The following is an 18,101-nucleotide window of genomic DNA, read 5'->3' on the forward strand; positions in this document are numbered from 1 at the left end:
CCATGAAAATGCCTCGCTTGATCCTTGCAGCCACGCTGTCGCTCGCCTCCGCTCCCGCGTTCGCCATCGTCGGTGGCGGCGCGCCGTCGACTGAGGGCGTCGCGCGCTCCGTCGTTACCATTGTCGGCTCGCGCGGCAATTTCTGCACCGGTGCACTGATCGCGCCGAAAGTCGTGCTGACCGCGGCGCATTGCGTGCAGCCCGGCGCCGACTACAAGATCGTCGAGTATGGCCCGGACCGGCAGCCGAAGCTGCAGGACGTCAGGACGGTGGCGATCCATCCGGGATTTCGGATGCAGGCGATGCTCAATCATGTCGCGACCGCCGACGTCGCACTGCTGCAGCTCGCCGCGCCGGTGGCAGGCAAGGTCCCGGCCGCGCTCGGCATGCCCAACATCCCGATCCAGGTCGGCGGCCGCTTCACGATCGCGGGCGTTGGCGTCACCGTGCGCGGCGACGGCAAGAGCGGCGGCATCACCCGCGTCGCCGGGCTGATCGCGAGCGGTAAGCCTGGCACCCTGCAGATCCGCCTGGTCGATCCGGTCGCGCAGGGCATCCGCGACGGGCTCGGGGCCTGCACCGGCGATTCCGGCGCGCCGGTGTTCGAGGACAAGCAAGGCGGACCCGCGATCGTCGGCGTGGTGAGCTGGTCCACCGGGCCGAACGGCACCGCCGGCTGCGGCGGCATCACCGGCGTCACGCCGCTGACGATCTATCGCGACTGGGTGATGCAGACCGCGCGGCAGTGGGGAGCGTCGTTTTAAGTTACCTCGCCCCGCTTGCGGGGCCCCAACCCTCTCCCCGTAAGAACGGGGAGAGGGGGAGTAGACGTCAATGCTCCGCGGCTTTCTTCGCGGCGGCGTTGTTCAGCACGATCAGGCCGTCGACTGCGACGCCGAGCTTACTGTTGATCAGGAACGGGTTGACGTCGATCGAGGCGATGCGGCCGCCGGCGTCCGCCATCAGGTTGGAGAGGCCGACCAGCGCCTTCACCGCCGACGCTTCGTGCAGCGCCGGCTTGCCGCGATAACCCTTCAGCTTGATGCCGGCTTTGGTCTTCGCAATCAGCTCTTTGGCTTCGGCCGCGTCGAGCGGCGCGCCGGCGAGCGCGACGTCCTTCATCAACTCAATGTCGACGCCGCCGGTGCCGAACAGCACCACGGGTCCCATCTCGGCATCGAGTGAGGCGCCGACCACGAGCTCGAGGTCGGCCTTGACCTGCTGCGCGATCAAAATGCCCTCGAGCTTTGGCTTGCCTTTCAGCTTCTTCACCCGCGCGGTGATGTCGTTGAAGGCCTTCTTCACCTCGGCCGCGCTGTTGAGGTTGAGCACCACGCCGCCGATGTCGGACTTGTGCAGGATGTCAGGGCTGACCACCTTTGCGACCACCGGAAAGCCGATTGTCTTGGCGATCTTCACGGCGTCCGCCGCGGTCTGCGCGACCTCTTCCTTCGAGATCGGAATGCCATAGGCCTTGAGCAGCTTCTTCGAGGCGACCTCGTCGAGCGCGGCGGCGCCGTCGGCTGCCTTGAGCGTCTTCTCGAGCAAGGCGCGGGCGGCAGGTTTCGAGCTCGACACGATGTCGGGCACCTCCTTGCGCAGGCCGGCATAGTCGATCAGCGACTTGATGGCGCCGACTGCGCGGTCGAGGCCCTGCAGCACCGCGATATTGGGCAGGCTCTTGCGCAGTCCCTTGGTGAACTCGGTGAAGCCGATCGACATCGCGCTGATATAGATCACCGGCTTGTTGGCCTGGCCCGCCATCTCGTTGACGATGCGAAGGTTACGCTCGCGCAGCTCGTGCGGCGCCTTCGGCAGCTCGGCATCGATGATGACGATGTCGGTGTCGGGATCGTCGATCATGACCTTGATCGACTTCATGTAGACGGACGGATCGACCACCGCAGCGAAGCCGGCATCGAGTGGGTTGCCGACGATGCTGCCGGGGCCGAGCATTTTTGCCAGCTGCTCGCTGGCATTGGGGCCCAGCGGCGCGAAATTCAGGCCGGCGGAATAGAAGGCGTCGATCAGCAGGCCGCGCTTGCCGCCCGACAGCGACACCGCCGCGAGGCGATTGCCCTTCGGCGGATCGGCGTGGACGAAGCACTCCGTGGTCTCGATCAGCTCGTCCAGGCCGCGCACGCGGATCACGCCTTCACGGGTCGAGATCGCGTCGAATGTCTCGATCGAGCCGGCGAGTGCGCCGGTGTGGGCCATCGCAGCGGCCCGGCCGCCTTCGGATGCACCGAGCTTGAGCGCGATCACCGGCTTGCCCGCGGCGCGCGCCGCCTTGCAGGCATCCCGGAACACCTTCGTGTTCCGGACGCCTTCGAGATAGACCACGATGACGCGGATGCTCGGATCGGCGGCGAAATAGGCCATCAGGTCGGGCGTCTCGAGCCCGGATTCGTTGCCCGTCGTGACCATGTAGCCGACGCCGACGCCGCGATCCTCCAGTGCCTGGCGGATCGCCATCACGATCGCGCCGGATTGGCCGGCGACGGCGACCGGGCCCTGCTCCATGGTGACGATGCGGTCGTCGATATTGGTGAACAGGTTCTCGCCGGCGCTTAGGTTACCGAGGCAGTTCGGACCGGTGACCGCAAGCCCGGTCTCCTCGATCGCCTGCTTCAGCTCGACCGCGAGCCGCTGGCTCTCCTCGTCCTGTAGTTCGCTAAAGCCCGAGGTGACGATGGTCGCCGAGCGCGCGCCGGCCGCGGCCGCGTCGCGGATGACCTGCACCGCAAAGCGTGCCGGCACCAGCACCAGCACATGGTCAGGCTTTTCGGGAAGGCTGGCAAAGTCCTTGTAGCAGGTGACGCCCCAGATCGTTTCGCGCTTGGCGTTGATCGGGAACAGGCCGCCGGCATATTTGTACTTGATCAGGTTGTTCCAGATCCGCTCGGCATAATTGCCCGGCTTGTCGGTGGCGCCGACCAGCACGATGTTGCGCGGGTGCAGCATCGCGTGAATGCTCTTGACGATGTCGCTGGCATCAATGGGCGGCGTCCATTTGGTGGAGGGATGAGACGCGGTGCTTGCGAAAGCTTCCATGGAGCCTGCCCTTATCCTTGTCTTTGTTTCCTCTGGCCGACGGTCGATCGCCGCGGGCCCGGATCTTTCATTGTTTTTATGGCGCAGGGAAGAGGGGCGTGACAACTCACGCCAGCGCAAATCAGGGCATCGCATGCGATATCCCGGCACACGCAAAATTCATGGACTGCATCAGGAACCCTGTTCAATCAGGGTGGCGTGCAGCAGGTAGCGTTCCGGGCCCGAGAACAACGCGTCGAACGGCCAACAGGTCGACAGCACGAGTTCATATTGATCCGTCAGGGGATCGATGCCGGATTGATCGAAGCGGACGACCGAGCTGCGATCGGCCCGATAGCGGAACGTCGTGCCGTCGCTTCTTGTGACATCGATCTCGTCGCCAATCGTGACATCCTTCAGGAAGCGGAAATGGGTGTCGCGATGCGCAGAATAGACCGCGACGCCGCGCTCGCCGGCGTCGACCGTCTGCTCGACATGGCCGGGACCGAAGGCCAGCGCCTGGCCGCTGCTGCCGGCCAGCGCGATCGCGGAGGCGTGGAGGCGCTTCACCTCGATGCGGGCAACCGGCCAGGTATCGGCCCAGCTCCACGGCTTCACGGGATGCCCGGTGGCAATCGTCCTTGCAAACGCGCGCTCCAGCAGCGCCTGCGCGAGCAGCGCCTTGGCGTGGATGTAGGCGCCCTGGCCGAACAGGATCAGGCCGATCAGGGCGAAGACTGCGGGGGCGATGAAGCGGGGCATTGCTTGCTCCCGTCATTGCGAGGAGCGAAGCGACGAAGCAATCCATCTATCCCGGCGCGTTGACATGGATTGCTTCGCTTCGCTCGCAATGACAGCTGGGGAAAAGTGGCGCGCGCGGCCCTTGGGAACGGGTGGGAGGCCGCGCGCGCTCTTGAAAGAGGAGATCGGGGCACCTCCTCCTTTCATCCGACGTCAGTTGGACGACGCCTGACGCGGTTGAACACCAGCATGAGCAGGCTGACCGTGAGCAGGATCACGCCCGCAATCATCTTCAGCTCGGCATCGGTTGCGGTCTTCGGCAGCTGGATCGTGGCGGGTGCCGCGGTCACGACCGGCATCGACCGCTTGAGCGCCGCAACTTGCACCTTGCCATCGCCTGCATCGGCGCGGCGTTCGGTCGGAGCCACCGGTGCGTGCGGACGCTCGCCGAACACCTTGGTGAAATCCCAGCCGGCGGGCAGGTTGAGCGGCAGCTCGGCGAGCTTCAGCGGCTCGTCCTCCGGGCGGCTTGGCGTCTTGTCGACTGCGACGAGGCTGGTGAGCCTCGTGACGAGCTGATGCTCCAGCGCCAGCGCCAGGATCGTCTTGTCGGCGTCCTCAGGCCTCAGCTGGCGCGTGGTGCGCGCGACCTCGGCATCCGCGATCTTGCGGCGCGCCCACAGCTTCGAGAGGCCCTTGCCTTCGGCGGCATTCGCGAGCGGCAGCGTCACGCTCCACGGACGGTCGCCGATGCGGCCCTTGATCTCGACCGAGCCGGCGAGCTTGTCGAGCTTGGCGGCAAGCACCAGCGGCTCGTCGCGATAGATGTCGGGGATCGCCGACGGCGTCAGATCGGCTGTGGCATCCGAGAATTTTGCGGACAGGTTGGTCACGGCCGGATTCTCCAGCTTGGCGAACAGGCTGCGCATGCGCTCCTCGACCTGCTCGACCGAGCCGATATGGGTGAAGGCGCCGCGGCCGAGCTCGGCGGCGCGCGTCATCAAATGGGTGTTGGGCGCCGAGCCGATGCCGACCATGAACACCCGCGAGCATCCGCGCAGCGCGCTGATGGTCTCGAACAATTGCTGCTCGTTGCCGATGGCGCCGTCGGTCAGGAACACGACCTGGCGGACATAGCTGGCGTCGTCACGGTTGGTGCCGGACAGCGCCGCGCGCATCGCCGGCAACATCTCGGTGCCGCCGCGGGCCTGCAGCGCGCTGACGAACGACGTCGCATTGGCGATGTTGCCGCTCGTTGCGGCCACCGGCATCGGAAACAGCACGTCCATGGTGTCGTCGAAGCGGATCACGTTGAAGCGATCGGTCGGCTGCAGGCGGCCGAGCGCGTACAGCAGGCTTGCCTTGGCCTGGATGATCGAGGTGCCGCCCATCGAGCCGGAGTTGTCGATCACGAAGATCACTTCGCGCGACAGCGGCTTCTCGCTCGCCTGCTCGACCGAAGGCGGGGTGACGAAGGCCAGCAGGTAGTCGGAATTGCCGACATGCTCGCGGAACAATCCGACCGACGGCGCCTTTTCGGCGGCCGGTTTCCAGGTCAGCTCGAAGTCGCGATCCGCCGGCACCGGGCCTTCTGCCAGCTTGATGATGCGCGTGGTGCTGTCGGGGCTCTCGATGTTGACCTTGTGAAAGTGGCTCTTCACCTCGCCGAGCGCGAAGCCGGCTTGCAGGTGCACCGTGATGTTGGTCGGATTGATCGGCGCATTCTCGGCGGGGTCGAGCACCGGCGGCGAGATGCGGTCGCGACTCGGGACCGGATCGGTGGCAGTCGTGCCCCAGCCGCTGCCATCGGCACGGAGGTCGACGCCCTGCACCACCGGCTGCGGATTGTAGCGCGGGCCGACCACCATCGGCACCCGCAGCGAGAACTCGTGGCCGTTCTGCTGCACCGGCTCCTGATATTCGATCTGCACCAGCACGGTCTCGCCGGGGCCGATATTGGTGACCGAGTTGGTGAAGATGTTCGGCCGCTCCTGTTCGGTGAGCGCGGCCTTCTGGCCACTCGAGCGGGCCTGTTCGTAGATGGCGCGAGCCTGCTGCCGCTCCTTGATGTCGCCGACCACGACGTGGTTGCCGACCACCATCTTCAGCGTGTCGACGGCGCTGCCGGCCGGCAGCGGATAGACGTAGGTCGCCTCCATCCAGTGTTGCGTCGGGTTGCGGAAGAGCTGGGTGACGCGGGCGCGCACCGTCGGGCCCGCCACCGTGAGATCGACATCGATGCCGAGCCGCATTGCCTCGGCATAGCCGTCGTCGGTCTTGAGCAGCAGTGAGCCGGAGTGCGCCTCCGCCGGCCGCAACACGGCCTGCTGCGGCTGCTCCGCCGACCACACCGGATCGAAGCTCAGGAAAAGCGCCGCAAAGCCGATCACCAGCGCGGCCACGCCTTCCACCAGGAAGAACAGCAGGACGCGCATCCGGCGCGACAGCCGCATCCGCTGGCTGCTCTCACTTACATCGCAAATCGTCATTTTCATCACTCCCGAGCGAGGTTTTCGCTGCCTCGCAATCATGGAGAACGGGGGCTTTGGCGCGAGCAGACTGATCGGCAATGATTGGCCGCGGGCCGGCGCAGTCCGCCGATGGCCGCGGCGGGTTTGTGCGATTTTGTGATGGAATGTCCGGTCTGCTAGACTGGGCAAATCGATAAGGGAATCGCGCAAGGGGCCTCGATGCCGACGCCGGACAAGCAGCTTTCCGCCGAGCAGAGCCGGCAGGTGGCGGAGACCATTCGCGAGGAAATCGCCCGCCGCCGCATCTCGCGGCAGACGCTGGCCGAAGAGGCGAAGCTCAGCCTCTCCACGCTGGAAAAGGTGCTCGGCGGCCGTCGGCTGTTCACGTTGGCGACCACCGTGCGGCTCGAACAGGCGCTCGGCGTGTCCCTGCGCAAGCTGCCGGAGGCCGCCGCCCCGGCCTCCGCCGTCGAAGCGAACGGCGAGATCGCGCCGGATGCGTTGGGGGCCTATGCGCGCCGCGCGGTCACCTGGATCGAAGGAATCTATGTCACGGTGCGCCCGTCGTTTGGCGAGAAGGACGCAGTCTACGCCTATCGCACGGAAATTGTCTGGGACGCCGCGGCGTCAGCGCTGACCTTCCGCGAGGGTGAGCGCCTCGACGCCACCTACACACAGTTCGGCGAGGTCGCCGTCCCCAACCAGTCGGGCTTCGTCTATCTGGTCACCAACCGGCATGGACAGCATCGCCTGATCACGGTGTCGCGTCCACGCATCACCGGCGAGATGTACGGCATCATCACGACATTGCTCGCCGGCCGCGGCTCGCTGCTGACGCCGATCGCGGCGCCGATCGCATTCTTGCCGGCGAAGAACGTGCCCAATCCGAGCGTCGGCCGGGTGTCCGCCGGCGATCCGAATTACAACGTCTATCGCGAGCATTTGCGGCGCACGATCGACGAGCCGTTTGCGATCTTCCTGCCGGGATAGACTATCAAGCCCAGCGAGGGCGGAAGGCGCGAGGCTGGAGCGTGATGGGATTAGGTTGACCTGAAACAGCGTCGGAGGTCACCTCTCCCCGACGGGGAGAGGTAGACCGAAGCAGCGGCGAGTCGATTCAACCCAAACTCATCACGCTTTAGGCCGGCCGCGGGCTCGGCGGAGCGACGATCCCGGCAAGCAGCACGGCCAGAATGCCGGTCAGAAAAATGCCGTCGAACGTACCGGCGCCGCCGATCGAGGCGATCGGCGCACCGAGGCTGCCGATCTTGTCGAGGTTCAAGAGATCGGCGCCGAGCAGCGTTCCCATCGAGCCGCCAATATAGGCGAGGGGGGCTGCGTATTCGCGGGACAGCAGCAAGGCGAGGATTGCGGTCGCGATGACGGGAACGAACACGGGAACGGCGATTCCCATTCCCTGCACCGGCGTGGCGGTGACATGCACAATGAAGGCAATGACCGCGGTGGCGATCGCGGCCCTGAGCCAGAGCTGATAGCGAAGGACGAGATAGGTGGACATCACGGTGGGAATCACCGCGCCGCCGACATTCACGGCGAGGATCGTACTGGGCGACACCACGAAGGGCACGACATAGCGCATGCCGAAAAAGTCGACGATCTCACCGGATCGCACCGGCGGGCCGGACAGCACTGTGATCGGAATGTTGAAATAGCTGCCGATCAGCGAACCGAACAGCAGCAACAACGCGACCCCCGGACCGACGCCGAGACGCATATAGGCGTATCTCAGGATGCGAAGCTGGATCAGGATCACCAGCGCCACGGCCAGCAACACCAGGATCGAAAAGAATCCCGGCGTCAGCGGCAAATACTGAACGTTCGAATCCATCGGTATGACCGTTTGGTTTCGGCCCTACCCTGTTAGTTGGGAGTTTAGGGGAGCGATCACAAGGACGTCCATCACGCCGCGATCGCCTAGAGATGATGCGATTGGGTGATGGCAGCTGCGAAGGAGAGGCGCTCCCTCTCCCGCTTGCGGGGGAGGGTTGGGGTGGGGGGTGACTCCGCGATCGAGACCCTCTGTGGGGAGGGAGCCCCCATCCGGATCGCATCTATCGATGCGATCCGACCTCCCCCGCAAGCGGGAGAGGTGCACTGAGTTCGCCTCACCGGTCTCGTGAGATCCGTCCTAGCCGCCGGTCTCCGCGCTGATGATGTCGCCGAACAGCTCCCACTGACCGTTCTTGAACCGCATCATCTTGAGCTGCTCGATCGGGGCGAAGTCGGTCGCGCTGGTGTTGACCCGGATGCCGGGGATCAGCGTGTCGGGCGTGAAGTCCTTCAGGCTCGCCGCCTGCTTCATCACGTTCTCCCGGGTGAGATTGTCGCCGCACTGCTTCAGCACCTGCACCATGGTCTGCGCCGCGGCGTAGCCGTAGACTAGGTTGGCGTCAGAGATGTTGGCGCCCGGCATGTACTTCTCGATGAAGGTCATGAACTTCTTCATGCCCGCATCATCCTTCCATTGCGGGTCGGAGGCGTCCTTCAGGTAGCCGGCCGATAGCACGCCTTCGCCAGCCTCGATACCGGCGGGCTTCATCACAGCGCCGATCGAGATCGAGACGTCGGTCATCACCTGCATCGGCTTCCACTGGAGTTCGGCGATCTTCTTGATCGCCTGCGCCGCGAATTTCGGCGTCGAGATGTTGACGAACACGTCGGCGCCGGTGTCCTTCAGCTTGACGATGTGCGAATCGATCGACGGTTCGGTGGTCTCATAGCTTTCTTCTGCGATGATCTTGGCGGACGACTTGTCGAGGACCTCCCTGAGGCCTGCCAGGTAGTCCTTGCCGAAATCGTCATTGGCATAGAAGATCGCGACCTTGGCGTTCGGCTTGGCCTGCAAAATGTATTTCGCAAAGATCCGCGCCTCGACGCGATAGCTCGGCTGGAAGCCCATGGTCCACGGGAATTCCTTCGGATCATTCCACTTGCTGGCGCCGGTGGCGAGGAAGAGTTGCGGCACCTTCTTGGCGTTCTGATACTTCTGCACCGCGGTCTGGGTCGGCGTGCCCAGCGCGTTAAACACCAGGAACACCTCGTCGCTTTCGATCAGCTTGCGGATCTGCTCCACCGTTTTCGGCGGCGAGTAGCCGTCGTCATAGGAGATCCAGTTGATCTTGCGGCCGTTGATGCCGCCGGCATCGTTGATCATCTTGAAATAGGCTTCCTCGGTCTTGCCGATGATGCCGTAGGCGGAAGCCGGACCACTATAGGCCTCGACATTGCCGATCTTGATCTCGGTGTCGGAGACGCCGGTGTCGTATTTTTTTTGTGCCAAAGCGGCCTGGGTAGAGAGCAGGCAGAGCGCCGTGGCGGCCGCGAGCAGCGACAGTTTCTTGGTTGTCATAAAGGCATTTTCCTCGATTGATTTTGGTTGGGGACTTACGCAACACACCCGTAGCCGGTCCCGGCAGACGGTTACGGGGCAGCTCCTTGTCTCGGCATGAACAGGAAAACGCTACACACGTTTGCGGGATCACGCCGCGGTATCGGTCGGCTTCGGCTGGCTGAACTGCTGCCGGAGCGTGGGCTTATGAATTTTGCCCGTCGCATTCCGCGGCAGGGCGTCGATGAATTCGATCAGGCGCGGGCATTTGAACCGCGCCAGATTGGCCTGACAATGCGCGAGAACCTCGGCCGGTGTCAGCGAATAACTAGGCTTCACGGCAATGATCGCCATCCCGACCTCGCCCCATTGCTCGTTCGGGATGCCGATCACCGCGGCTTCGGCGACCGCCGCCAATTGATGCAGCACGCTCTCGACCTCGGCCGGATAAACGTTCTCGCCGCCGGAGATGTACATGTCCTTCCAGCGATCGACGATGTAGTAGAAGCCGTCCTCGTCCATCCGCGTCGCATCACCGGTGTGCAGCCAGCCGTCAGTGAAGGAGGAGGCGTTGGCGTCCGGCCTGTTCCAGTAGCCCGGCGTGACATTAGGGCCCCGCACCCAGAGCTCGCCAAGCTCGCCGACATCGGCATCGCTGCCGTCGGGACGCACGATCCGCACTTCGGTATGCAGCAGCGGTTTGCCGGACGAGCCGGCCTTGCGCGCGGCGTCCTCGCGGTCGAGCGTCAGCACCGCCGGTGAAGTCTCGGTCATGCCGTAGCCCTGCTGCAGCGCGACGCCACGGGCTTCCCAGGTTTTGAGCAACGGCACCGGCATCGGCGCGCCGCCGACGCCGCCATTGATCAGGCGGCTGAAATCCGAGGTCGCGAACGCCGGATGCTGTGCCATGAACTGGTAGATCGAGGGCACGCCGAAGAACACGTTGATGCCCTGGGTGGGATCGCTGATCAGCTTGAGCGCCTCGCCCGGATCGAACGTGCGCATGATCAGCACGGTGCCGCCGGCATGCAGCACCGGGTTGGTGTAGCAATTCAGCCCGCCGGTGTGGAACAGCGGCAGCACCGTAAGCAGCACCGAGGACGGTGAGATATAGGCCGGGCCGCCGAGATTGACGCAATTCCAGAACGTCATCCCATGCGTGATGATCGCGCCCTTGGGCTGACCGGTCGTGCCCGAGGTGTACATGATGGTCGAGATGTCATCGAGCATCACCTCTTCGGTCCGCTCGAGCGGTCTGGCCGACGCGATCCCGGCCTCATACGATCCGCCCGGTCCGAACCGCATCACGGACGCCACATTGCAGAGCTTGGCGACCGCGAGCGCCGTGTCGGCGAGATCGTTGTCGTGGATCATCACCTTGGGTGAGGCGTCGCCTGTGATGTAACGCAGCTCGGGAACGGTGAGGCGGGTGTTGAGCGGCAGGAAGATTGCGCCGATCCGGAAGCAGGCGAACTGCACTTCCAGCGTATCTGTGGTGTTCAGCGCGAGCACCGCGACGCGGTCGCCGCTGCCGACCTTGAGGCTGTCGCGCAAATGACTGGCCAAGCGCGAGACGCGCGTGTCGAGCTCCGCATAGCTGAAGCGGCGCCCGCTGGCGAGATCGACGATCGCGATCTTCTCCGGCGTGCGCCGGCAATGATGCGCGATCCAGTCGTAGTATCGAACCGGCACGTTTCCCTCCTCCTGGAACGGCAGTCTTGCGCCGCCTGTTCCTGGCCCAATTTGATGGCGTGGATCGGCAGTGGAGGGGGCCTGTCGGGATACTGTCTTGCGTTTAGTGGCTGGGAACAGCCAGCCTGGACCCCGGTCGCGTCGGGACAGCCACTCGACGCAAGTTAGCGATCAGAAATCCGGACATCGTCGGATGCGGGAATCAACGGAGCGAGGCGGATGGCAAACCCGTTCTACACCAGCGAGCATGAGGCCTTTCGCGAGGTGATGGGCCGCTTTGTGGCGAAGGAGATCGAGCCCTTCGCCCATCAATGGGACGAGGCGGGCGAGTTTCCGCGCGAGCTCTATGTCAAGGCGTCCGAGATCGGTCTGCTCGGCCTCGGCTTCCCCGAGGAATATGGCGGGATCGCCGCCGACCAGTTCATGAAGATCGTGGCCTCGCAGGCGCTGGCGCGTGCCGGCGCCGGCGGCATCAGCGCGAGCCTGATGAGCCACACCATCGGCTCGCCGCCGATCGCGCGCGCCGCGCGGCCCGAGGTGAAGGCACGCGTGCTGCCGGAGGTGCTGTCGGGCCGGAAGATCTCCGCGCTCGCGATCACGGAGCCGAGCGGCGGCTCCGATGTCGCCAACCTGCGCACCAAGGCGCGGCGCGACGGCGATCATTACATCGTCAGCGGCGAGAAGACCTTCATCACCTCAGGGATGCGTGCCGACTATCTGACGGTCGCGGTGCGCACCGGCGGAGAGGGCGCCGGCGGCGTCAGCCTGCTGCTGATCGAGGGCGATACGCCCGGCCTCTCCCGCACCAAGCTGAAGAAGATGGGGTGGTGGGCGTCCGACACCGCGACCTTGCATTTCGATGAATGCCGCGTGCCGGTGGAGAACCTGATCGGTGAGGAAGGCCAGGGCTTCAAGATCATCATGCAGAACTTCAACAGCGAGCGCATGGGCATGGCGGCGGGCTGCACGGCCTTTGCCCGCGTCTGCGTCGACGAGGCGATTGCCTACGCCAAGGAACGCACGACCTTCGGCAAGCCGATCGCGCAGCATCAGGTGATCCGTCACAAGATCGTCGACATGGCGCAGAAGGTTGCGGCATCGCAGGCGATGCTGGAAATGCTGGCGTGGCGGCTCGGCCAGGGCGAAAGCCCGGTCGCCGAGATCTGCATGATGAAGAACCAGGCGACGCAGACCATGGCGTACTGCGCCTCCGAGGCGGTGCAGATCTTCGGCGGCGCCGGTTTCATGCGCGGCGCCAAGGTCGAGCGCATCTACCGCGAGGTCAAGGTCAACGCCATCGGTGGCGGCACCGAGGAGATCATGAAGGATCTCGCCTCAAGGCAGATGGGATTGTGATAAACCTGCTCCGCCATTCCGGGGCGCGCGCAGCGCGAACCAGGAATCTAGAATCTAGAGGTATTTGATCGAGAATCCAGGTTCGATGCTTTGCATCGCCCCGGAATGACGAAGGATCGATAAACAGGATGCTCTTCACCGCGGACCATGACGAACCCCGCCGCGCCCTGCAAAAGTTCATCGCGGCCGAGATCAACCCCTATGTCGACGAGTGGGAGCAGGCCGGTATTTTTCCGGCGCATGAGCTGTTCAAGAAGCTCGGCGATCTCGGCTTCCTCGGTCTCAACAAGCCGGTCGAGTTCGGCGGCCAGGGGCTGGATTATTCCTACGCGCTGATGATGGCCGAGGAGCTCGGCGCGATCACCTGCGGCGGCGTCCCGATGGCGATCGGGGTGCAGACCGACATGGCAACGCCCGCGCTGGCGCGGTTCGGCTCCGACGAGGTGCGGCGCGAGTTTCTGGCTCCGGCGATAGCGGGCGACCAGGTCGCCTGCATCGGCGTCTCGGAGCCCGGCGCAGGCTCCGACGTCGCCTCGATCAAGACCAGTGCCCGCTCCGACGGCGACGATTACGTCATCAATGGCGGCAAGCTATGGATCACCAACGGCACCCAGGCCGACTGGATCTGCCTGCTCGCCAACACCAGCGACGGCCAGGTCCATCGCAACAAGTCGCTGATCTGCGTGCCGATGAAGACCAGGGGCGTGCAGGTCGCGCGCAAGCTCGACAAGCTCGGCATGCGTTCCTCCGACACCGCGCAGATTTTCTTCGACGATGTCCGGGTGCCCAAGCGCAACCGGATCGGCGAAGAGGGCCAGGGCTTCACCTATCAGATGATCCAGTTTCAGGAGGAGCGGCTGTGGGGCGCGGCGGCCTGTCTGAAGGCGCACGAGTTCATCATCAACGCAACGATCGACTACACCCGCAACCGCAAGGCGTTCGGCGGCTCGATCCTCGACAACCAGGTGGTGCACTTCAAGCTCGCGGAGATGCAGACCGAGGTCGAACTCCTGCGTTCGCTGATCTATCGTGCCGGCGAGGCGCTGGTTAAGGGCGAGGACGTGACACGGCTCGCGACCATGGCCAAACTGAAGGCCGGCCGGCTCGGCCGCGAGCTCACCGACGCCTGCCTGCAATATTGGGGCGGCATGGGGTTCACCAACGAGACGCCGGTCAGCCGCGCCTATCGCGACAGCCGCCTCACCTCGATCGGCGGTGGCGCCGACGAGGTGATGCTCATGGTCTTGTGCAAGATGATGGGCACGCTGCCGGGTATGAAGCAAAAGGGAAATGCCTGATGATCACGCTGTATCACTGCGACGCTGCGCGCTCGTTCCGTCCGTTGTGGATGCTGGAGGAGCTCGGGCTTCCCTATGAGCTGAAGATGCTGCCGTTCCCGCCGCGTGTGTTCGCCAAGGAGTATCTCGGCATCAATCCGCTCGGCACCATCCCTTTTATGATCGACGGCGAGACCAGGATGACGGAGTCCTCCGGCATCTGCCATTACCTCGGCACCAAATACGGGCCGTCGCCGCTGATCGTCGGCGTCGACGAGCCGGCCTATGGCGCGTTCCTGAACTGGATGTATTTTTCCGACGCTACGCTCACCTTCCCGCAAACGCTGGTGCTCCGCTACAGCCAGCTCGAGCCGGAGGAGCGGCGCAACCCGCAGGTTTCGGGCGACTATGCAAAATGGTTCCTGGGCCGCCTGCGCGCGGTGGAGGCCGCGGCGGCGAATTCGGAATTCCTGTGCGCGGGACGCTTCACCGCCGCCGATATCACCAACGGCTATGCGCTCCGGCTCGCCACCAATATCGGGCTCGCCAAGGATTTCGGGCTGAATGTCGCGGCCTATTGGGCCCGCCTGCAGCAGCGCGACGGCTACAAGCGGGCGGTGGCGGCAGAGCAAAAAGCCGGGGTGGAACAGAATGTTGCGCCTAGGGTGCGGCCTTGATTTGGCGGGCGTCCGTCTGTCCCGGAATTAACCCACGCTCTCGGTGACAGCTTGCGAATTTGCGCTATGGTAGCCGCCGTCGCAGTGGCCAAAAGAGCCGCGCGCGGAGGAGCCTGCCATGGATGCCATTGTGCACGCAAAGGACCAAGATTCCGGCCACCGGATGCTGATCACGCCGGAACGGGTGTTTTACGCCGGGCTGCTCGGCCGCCCGCGTGAGCGCTGTCCGGGCGCGTTCTATGTTTATGTTGCGATCCGCGACGGCCTGCATTTGTCCACCAGCGATGGCCGCCAGTTCCATGGCGAGCTCGCCGTGACCATGCCAAACCTGCGCCACACCATCACCAGCGAATACCGCTCGGCGATCGCGGTGGTGATCGAGCCGGAAAGCGTGCCCGACGGCACGTTTGAGGCGGTCGCCCGCCGCCTGCAGGGCCCGGACTCCGGCCTGTTCGCAAATCGCATCCGGGCCGCCTATGCGACGCTCGCCGAGATGCAACATCGCGACGCGATCTCGAACGCCGAGTTCGACACCATGTGCTTCGGCGATGCGCTGCCGCAACGCGGGCTCGACCCGCGCGTGGTGCGCGCGATCGCCCGTATCGGCCAGTTTTCCGGCGAGCCGGTGACCGCGGCGGGCTGTGCGACTGAGGCCGGATTGTCGCCGTCGCGTTTCCTGCATCTGTTCAAGGAGGAGACCGGCATCTCGTTCCGCTCTTTCCGCGCCTGGAAGCGCGCGCGGCATCTGCTGCACTTCGCCAACCAGGACATCAACCTCGCGCATCTCGCGCAGGACATCGGCTATCCCGACTCGACCCATTTCAGCCACTCGATCCGCCGCTTCTACGGCCTGAAGCCGCGCGCGATCTTCTCCGGCTCTCGCGATCTCGCGATCTATCGGACCGGGCAGGTGGTGAATGAACCGGCATTGACCTAGGCCTCCCGCGGCATCCGCTTGCGCAGTCCCGCCTCTCCCCTTGTGGGAGAGGTGAAGAGGGCCGCCAACTCGCATTTTTCAAACCTACAAATTCGCGCCCTCGATCACCTCGCCGAACCGCAGCCATCCGTCGCCCTCGATCCGCTGCAACTGGAGCTGCCGCAGCGGGTGGTGGTTGGTCGGGCTGGTGTTGACGCGGATGCCGGGCAGCAGCGTCGGCACCTCGATATCCCTCAGATTGTTCGCCTGCGCCATGATGTTGCTGCGGCTGAAGTTGCCCTTGCATTGCTCGAGCACGATCTTGAGCACCTGCGCCACCGTGTAGGCATAGAGGTTATAGCCTTCCTTCGGATTGCCGTCGGGAAAGTACTTCGCCATGAACGCGAGGAAATCCCTCACGCCGGGGTCATTGGCCCAGGTCGGATCGGCGACGTCCTTCACATAGGCCGACGAGATCGTGCCCTGCGCCTTGTCGAAGCCGACCGGCGCGATGGTCGACGAGATCGAGGCGGCGCCGCTGGCGATGAAGTGCATCGGCTTCCAGCCGAGCTCGTGGATCTTGCGGATCGACTGCGCGGCGAATTTCGCGGTCGTGCCCGAGATCAGCACGTCGGGATTGGCACCGCGTAAGCTGACGATCTGGGAATCGATCGTAGGATCGGTGACCTCGTGCGAGGCCACGACGGCCGAGCTTGCGAACCGCTCGCCCAGCACGTCTTTGGTACCGGCGACGAAATCCTTGCCAAGATCGTCGTTCTGGTAGAGCACCGCGAACTTCGCGTTCTTGTTCTGGCTCAGCGCATATTTGACGAACACCTGTGCCTCCGTGCGAGCGCTCGGCGCAAAGCCCATGGTCCAGGGATAGGTCTTGTAGTCGCCCCATTTGTCGCCGTTCACCGACAGGAACAGATGCGGGACCTTGGCGACGTTGATGTATTTGACAACAGCCGAATTTGGCGCAGTGCCGAGCATGTTGAACAGGAAGGCGACGTTGTCGCTTTCGATCAGGCGGCGCACCTGCTCGACCGTCTTCGCCGGATTGAACGCGTCGTCGTAATAGATGTACTTGATCTGACGGCCGGCGATGCCGCCCTGCTCGTTCAGCATCCTGAAATAGGCTTCCTGACAGCGCGCCTGCACGCCGAGCGCCGACACAGGTCCGCTGAGTGACGTCGTACTGCCGATCCTGATCTCGGTCGCGGTGACGCCCGGCGTGTCGTCGGCGAACGAGGGACGGAGGCCGGTGAATGCCGTGAGGCCGGCGCCTGTCGCGCCTGCGAGCCATGTACGCCGGTTGATCGAGATCATGACGTCCTCCCCGCGATGCCGGCTTGTCGCGCCGGGCTTTTGCTCGCCGCAAAGCTAACGCATCGCGTCGTTCTCCGTCTTGTGTTGACCGGCTGGCGAGGGGCGCCGCATGAGGCATCGGATTAGCCAGTCAACGCAAGATGGCGCCAAGCCAAATTTCTCATCATGGGAAAATCAGCAGCGCGTGCGCTGCAACCTGGGCAAGCGACATCATGAACGACAAGGCAGTCATCACCTGCGCGCTGAACGGCGTGCTTACCGATCCCAAGCAGCACAACGTTCCGGTGACGCCGGAAGAGATGGCGCGCGAGGCCAAGGCCGCGTTCAACGCCGGCGCCAGCATCATGCACATCCATCTGCGCCAGCAGGAGCCGAACAAGGGCCACCTGCCGTCGTGGGAGGTTGATGTCAGCAAGGAGATCCAGCAGGCGATTCGCGAGGCCTGCCCCGGCGTGATTATCAATCACACCACCGGCACCTCGGGTCCCAACTATCAAGGCGCGCTCAACTGCGTGCGCGAGACCCGGCCCGAGATCGCGGCCTGCAACGCCGGCTCGCTGAACTATCTGAAGGTGAAGGCCGACAACACCTGGGCCTGGCCGCCGATGATGTTCGACAACGCGGTCGAGAAGGTGCAGGATTATCTCGACGTGATGAACGAGGTCGGCACGATTCCCGAGTTCGAGTGCTTCGATGTCGGCATCGTGCGCTGCGTCGGCATGTACCGGCAGACCGGCATGTATTCCGGACCGCTCGAGTATAACTTCGTGATGGGTGTCGCCTCGGGCATGCCGGCCGATCCCGAGCTGCTGCCGATCCTGCTCAAGCTGAAGGCGCCGGAAGCGCATTGGCAGGTCACCGCGATCGGCCGCGCCGAGATCTGGCCGCTGCATCAGCGCGCCGCCGATCTCGGCGGCCATCTGCGCAGCGGGCTGGAGGACACGTTCTATCTCGGCGACGGCACCAAGGTGACGTCGAACGGACAACTCGTCGAGGCGCTCGCGGCCTGTGCGAAGCGCGCGGGACGCCAGATTGCGAGCCCGGCTGAAGCGCGGCAGATTTTCGGGGTCAGGCACTAGCTCGGCGCATCGCAAGTGGGCCCGAAAGTACCGCGAACTCGATCAACCTCTCCCCTTGTGGGAGAGGTCGGTATACGAAGCATGCCGGGTGAGGGGTCCGTCTCCATGGATAGAGTCCCCTCACCCCAACCCTCTCCTACAAGGGGAGAGGTAGCTCACCGCCGATGCCGATGAACCGGAG

Annotated in this window: 14 protein-coding genes; 7 read left to right on the forward strand and 7 right to left on the reverse strand. The window is 64.4% G+C overall.

What is annotated here, in order from left to right; genetic code table 11:
- The first annotated feature begins 8 nt into the window (after nucleotides 1-8).
- Complete coding sequence (locus tag MTX23_RS02860; protein ID WP_280978350.1) at nucleotides 9-764, forward strand: trypsin-like serine protease; 756 nt, start codon at nucleotides 9-11, stop codon at nucleotides 762-764.
- Between the two features lie 67 nt (nucleotides 765-831).
- Here MTX23_RS02860 and MTX23_RS02865 read toward each other — a convergent pair whose 3' ends face one another.
- The 3 genes from MTX23_RS02865 to MTX23_RS02875 form a co-directional block, all read right to left on the reverse strand.
- On the reverse strand, nucleotides 832-3,054 hold the full coding sequence (locus MTX23_RS02865; protein WP_280975134.1) for an acetate--CoA ligase family protein: 2,223 nt from the start codon (nucleotides 3,052-3,054) through the stop codon (nucleotides 832-834).
- 171 nt (nucleotides 3,055-3,225) lie between these two features.
- Nucleotides 3,226-3,795 carry a class GN sortase gene (locus MTX23_RS02870; protein ID WP_280975135.1) on the reverse strand — a complete coding sequence of 190 codons (570 nt, stop codon included), beginning with the start codon at nucleotides 3,793-3,795 and terminating at the stop codon, nucleotides 3,226-3,228.
- Nucleotides 3,796-3,977: 182 nt separating this feature from the next.
- Nucleotides 3,978-6,263, reverse strand: a complete 2,286-nt coding sequence (locus MTX23_RS02875) for a marine proteobacterial sortase target protein (RefSeq protein ID WP_280975136.1) — start codon at nucleotides 6,261-6,263, stop codon at nucleotides 3,978-3,980.
- Nucleotides 6,264-6,464: 201 nt separating this feature from the next.
- Between MTX23_RS02875 and MTX23_RS02880 the strand changes: the two genes are divergently transcribed.
- Nucleotides 6,465-7,235 carry a helix-turn-helix transcriptional regulator gene (locus MTX23_RS02880; RefSeq protein WP_280975137.1) on the forward strand — a complete coding sequence of 257 codons (771 nt, stop codon included), beginning with the start codon at nucleotides 6,465-6,467 and terminating at the stop codon, nucleotides 7,233-7,235.
- A gap of 148 nt (nucleotides 7,236-7,383) precedes the next feature.
- On the opposite strand, the gene MTX23_RS02885 is transcribed toward MTX23_RS02880, so the two are convergent.
- The 3 genes from MTX23_RS02885 to MTX23_RS02895 all read right to left on the reverse strand — a co-directional run bounded on the left by MTX23_RS02885 (nucleotide 7,384) and on the right by MTX23_RS02895 (nucleotide 11,286).
- Complete coding sequence (locus MTX23_RS02885) at nucleotides 7,384-8,094, reverse strand: DUF1614 domain-containing protein (protein WP_280975138.1); 711 nt, start codon at nucleotides 8,092-8,094, stop codon at nucleotides 7,384-7,386.
- A 300-nt stretch (nucleotides 8,095-8,394) separates the two neighbouring features.
- Nucleotides 8,395-9,615, reverse strand: a complete 1,221-nt coding sequence (locus tag MTX23_RS02890) for an ABC transporter substrate-binding protein (protein WP_280975139.1) — start codon at nucleotides 9,613-9,615, stop codon at nucleotides 8,395-8,397.
- Between the two features lie 129 nt (nucleotides 9,616-9,744).
- Nucleotides 9,745-11,286, reverse strand: a complete 1,542-nt coding sequence (locus tag MTX23_RS02895) for a long-chain fatty acid--CoA ligase (protein ID WP_280975140.1) — start codon at nucleotides 11,284-11,286, stop codon at nucleotides 9,745-9,747.
- Nucleotides 11,287-11,505: 219 nt separating this feature from the next.
- On the opposite strand from MTX23_RS02895, the gene MTX23_RS02900 reads away from it, so the two are divergent.
- From MTX23_RS02900 to MTX23_RS02915, 4 genes are all read left to right on the forward strand, one after another.
- Complete coding sequence (locus tag MTX23_RS02900) at nucleotides 11,506-12,642, forward strand: acyl-CoA dehydrogenase family protein (protein WP_280975141.1); 1,137 nt, start codon at nucleotides 11,506-11,508, stop codon at nucleotides 12,640-12,642.
- A 128-nt stretch (nucleotides 12,643-12,770) separates the two neighbouring features.
- Nucleotides 12,771-13,940, forward strand: coding sequence for an acyl-CoA dehydrogenase family protein (locus MTX23_RS02905; RefSeq protein WP_280975142.1), 1,170 nt, complete (start codon nucleotides 12,771-12,773; stop codon nucleotides 13,938-13,940).
- Complete coding sequence (locus MTX23_RS02910) at nucleotides 13,940-14,596, forward strand: glutathione S-transferase (RefSeq protein WP_280975143.1); 657 nt, start codon at nucleotides 13,940-13,942, stop codon at nucleotides 14,594-14,596. Before MTX23_RS02905 ends, MTX23_RS02910 begins: the two co-directional genes overlap by 1 nt.
- Before the next feature lie 118 nt (nucleotides 14,597-14,714).
- Nucleotides 14,715-15,533 (forward strand): helix-turn-helix domain-containing protein, encoded by an 819-nt coding sequence (locus MTX23_RS02915; protein ID WP_280975144.1) that lies wholly within the window; start codon nucleotides 14,715-14,717, stop codon nucleotides 15,531-15,533.
- 84 nt (nucleotides 15,534-15,617) lie between these two features.
- On the opposite strand, the gene MTX23_RS02920 is transcribed toward MTX23_RS02915, so the two are convergent.
- Entirely contained in the window at nucleotides 15,618-16,841 is a 1,224-nt protein-coding gene (locus MTX23_RS02920) for an ABC transporter substrate-binding protein (RefSeq protein WP_280975145.1), read from the reverse strand.
- Between the two features lie 212 nt (nucleotides 16,842-17,053).
- Between MTX23_RS02920 and MTX23_RS02925 the strand changes: the two genes are divergently transcribed.
- Nucleotides 17,054-17,920 carry a 3-keto-5-aminohexanoate cleavage protein gene (locus MTX23_RS02925; RefSeq protein WP_280975146.1) on the forward strand — a complete coding sequence of 289 codons (867 nt, stop codon included), beginning with the start codon at nucleotides 17,054-17,056 and terminating at the stop codon, nucleotides 17,918-17,920.
- Nucleotides 17,921-18,101 lie beyond the last annotated feature (181 nt).

The sequence above is a fragment of the Bradyrhizobium sp. ISRA436 genome (assembly GCF_029910015.1).
Lineage (GTDB): Bacteria > Pseudomonadota > Alphaproteobacteria > Rhizobiales > Xanthobacteraceae > Bradyrhizobium.

Excerpts from the sequence above, each read along its gene's own strand:
- MTX23_RS02860 (WP_280978350.1), top strand. The coding sequence starts at position 9 with ATGCCTCGCTTGATCCTTGCAGCCACGCTGTCGCTCGCCTCCGCTCCC.
- MTX23_RS02865 (WP_280975134.1), bottom strand. The coding sequence starts at position 3,054 with ATGGAAGCTTTCGCAAGCACCGCGTCTCATCCCTCCACCAAATGGACG.
- MTX23_RS02870 (WP_280975135.1), bottom strand. The coding sequence starts at position 3,795 with ATGCCCCGCTTCATCGCCCCCGCAGTCTTCGCCCTGATCGGCCTGATC.
- MTX23_RS02875 (WP_280975136.1), bottom strand. The coding sequence starts at position 6,263 with ATGACGATTTGCGATGTAAGTGAGAGCAGCCAGCGGATGCGGCTGTCG.
- MTX23_RS02880 (WP_280975137.1), top strand. The coding sequence starts at position 6,465 with ATGCCGACGCCGGACAAGCAGCTTTCCGCCGAGCAGAGCCGGCAGGTG.
- MTX23_RS02885 (WP_280975138.1), bottom strand. The coding sequence starts at position 8,094 with ATGGATTCGAACGTTCAGTATTTGCCGCTGACGCCGGGATTCTTTTCG.
- MTX23_RS02890 (WP_280975139.1), bottom strand. The coding sequence starts at position 9,615 with ATGACAACCAAGAAACTGTCGCTGCTCGCGGCCGCCACGGCGCTCTGC.
- MTX23_RS02900 (WP_280975141.1), top strand. The coding sequence starts at position 11,506 with ATGGCAAACCCGTTCTACACCAGCGAGCATGAGGCCTTTCGCGAGGTG.
- MTX23_RS02905 (WP_280975142.1), top strand. The coding sequence starts at position 12,771 with ATGCTCTTCACCGCGGACCATGACGAACCCCGCCGCGCCCTGCAAAAG.
- MTX23_RS02910 (WP_280975143.1), top strand. The coding sequence starts at position 13,940 with ATGATCACGCTGTATCACTGCGACGCTGCGCGCTCGTTCCGTCCGTTG.
- MTX23_RS02915 (WP_280975144.1), top strand. The coding sequence starts at position 14,715 with ATGGATGCCATTGTGCACGCAAAGGACCAAGATTCCGGCCACCGGATG.
- MTX23_RS02920 (WP_280975145.1), bottom strand. The coding sequence starts at position 16,841 with ATGATCTCGATCAACCGGCGTACATGGCTCGCAGGCGCGACAGGCGCC.
- MTX23_RS02925 (WP_280975146.1), top strand. The coding sequence starts at position 17,054 with ATGAACGACAAGGCAGTCATCACCTGCGCGCTGAACGGCGTGCTTACC.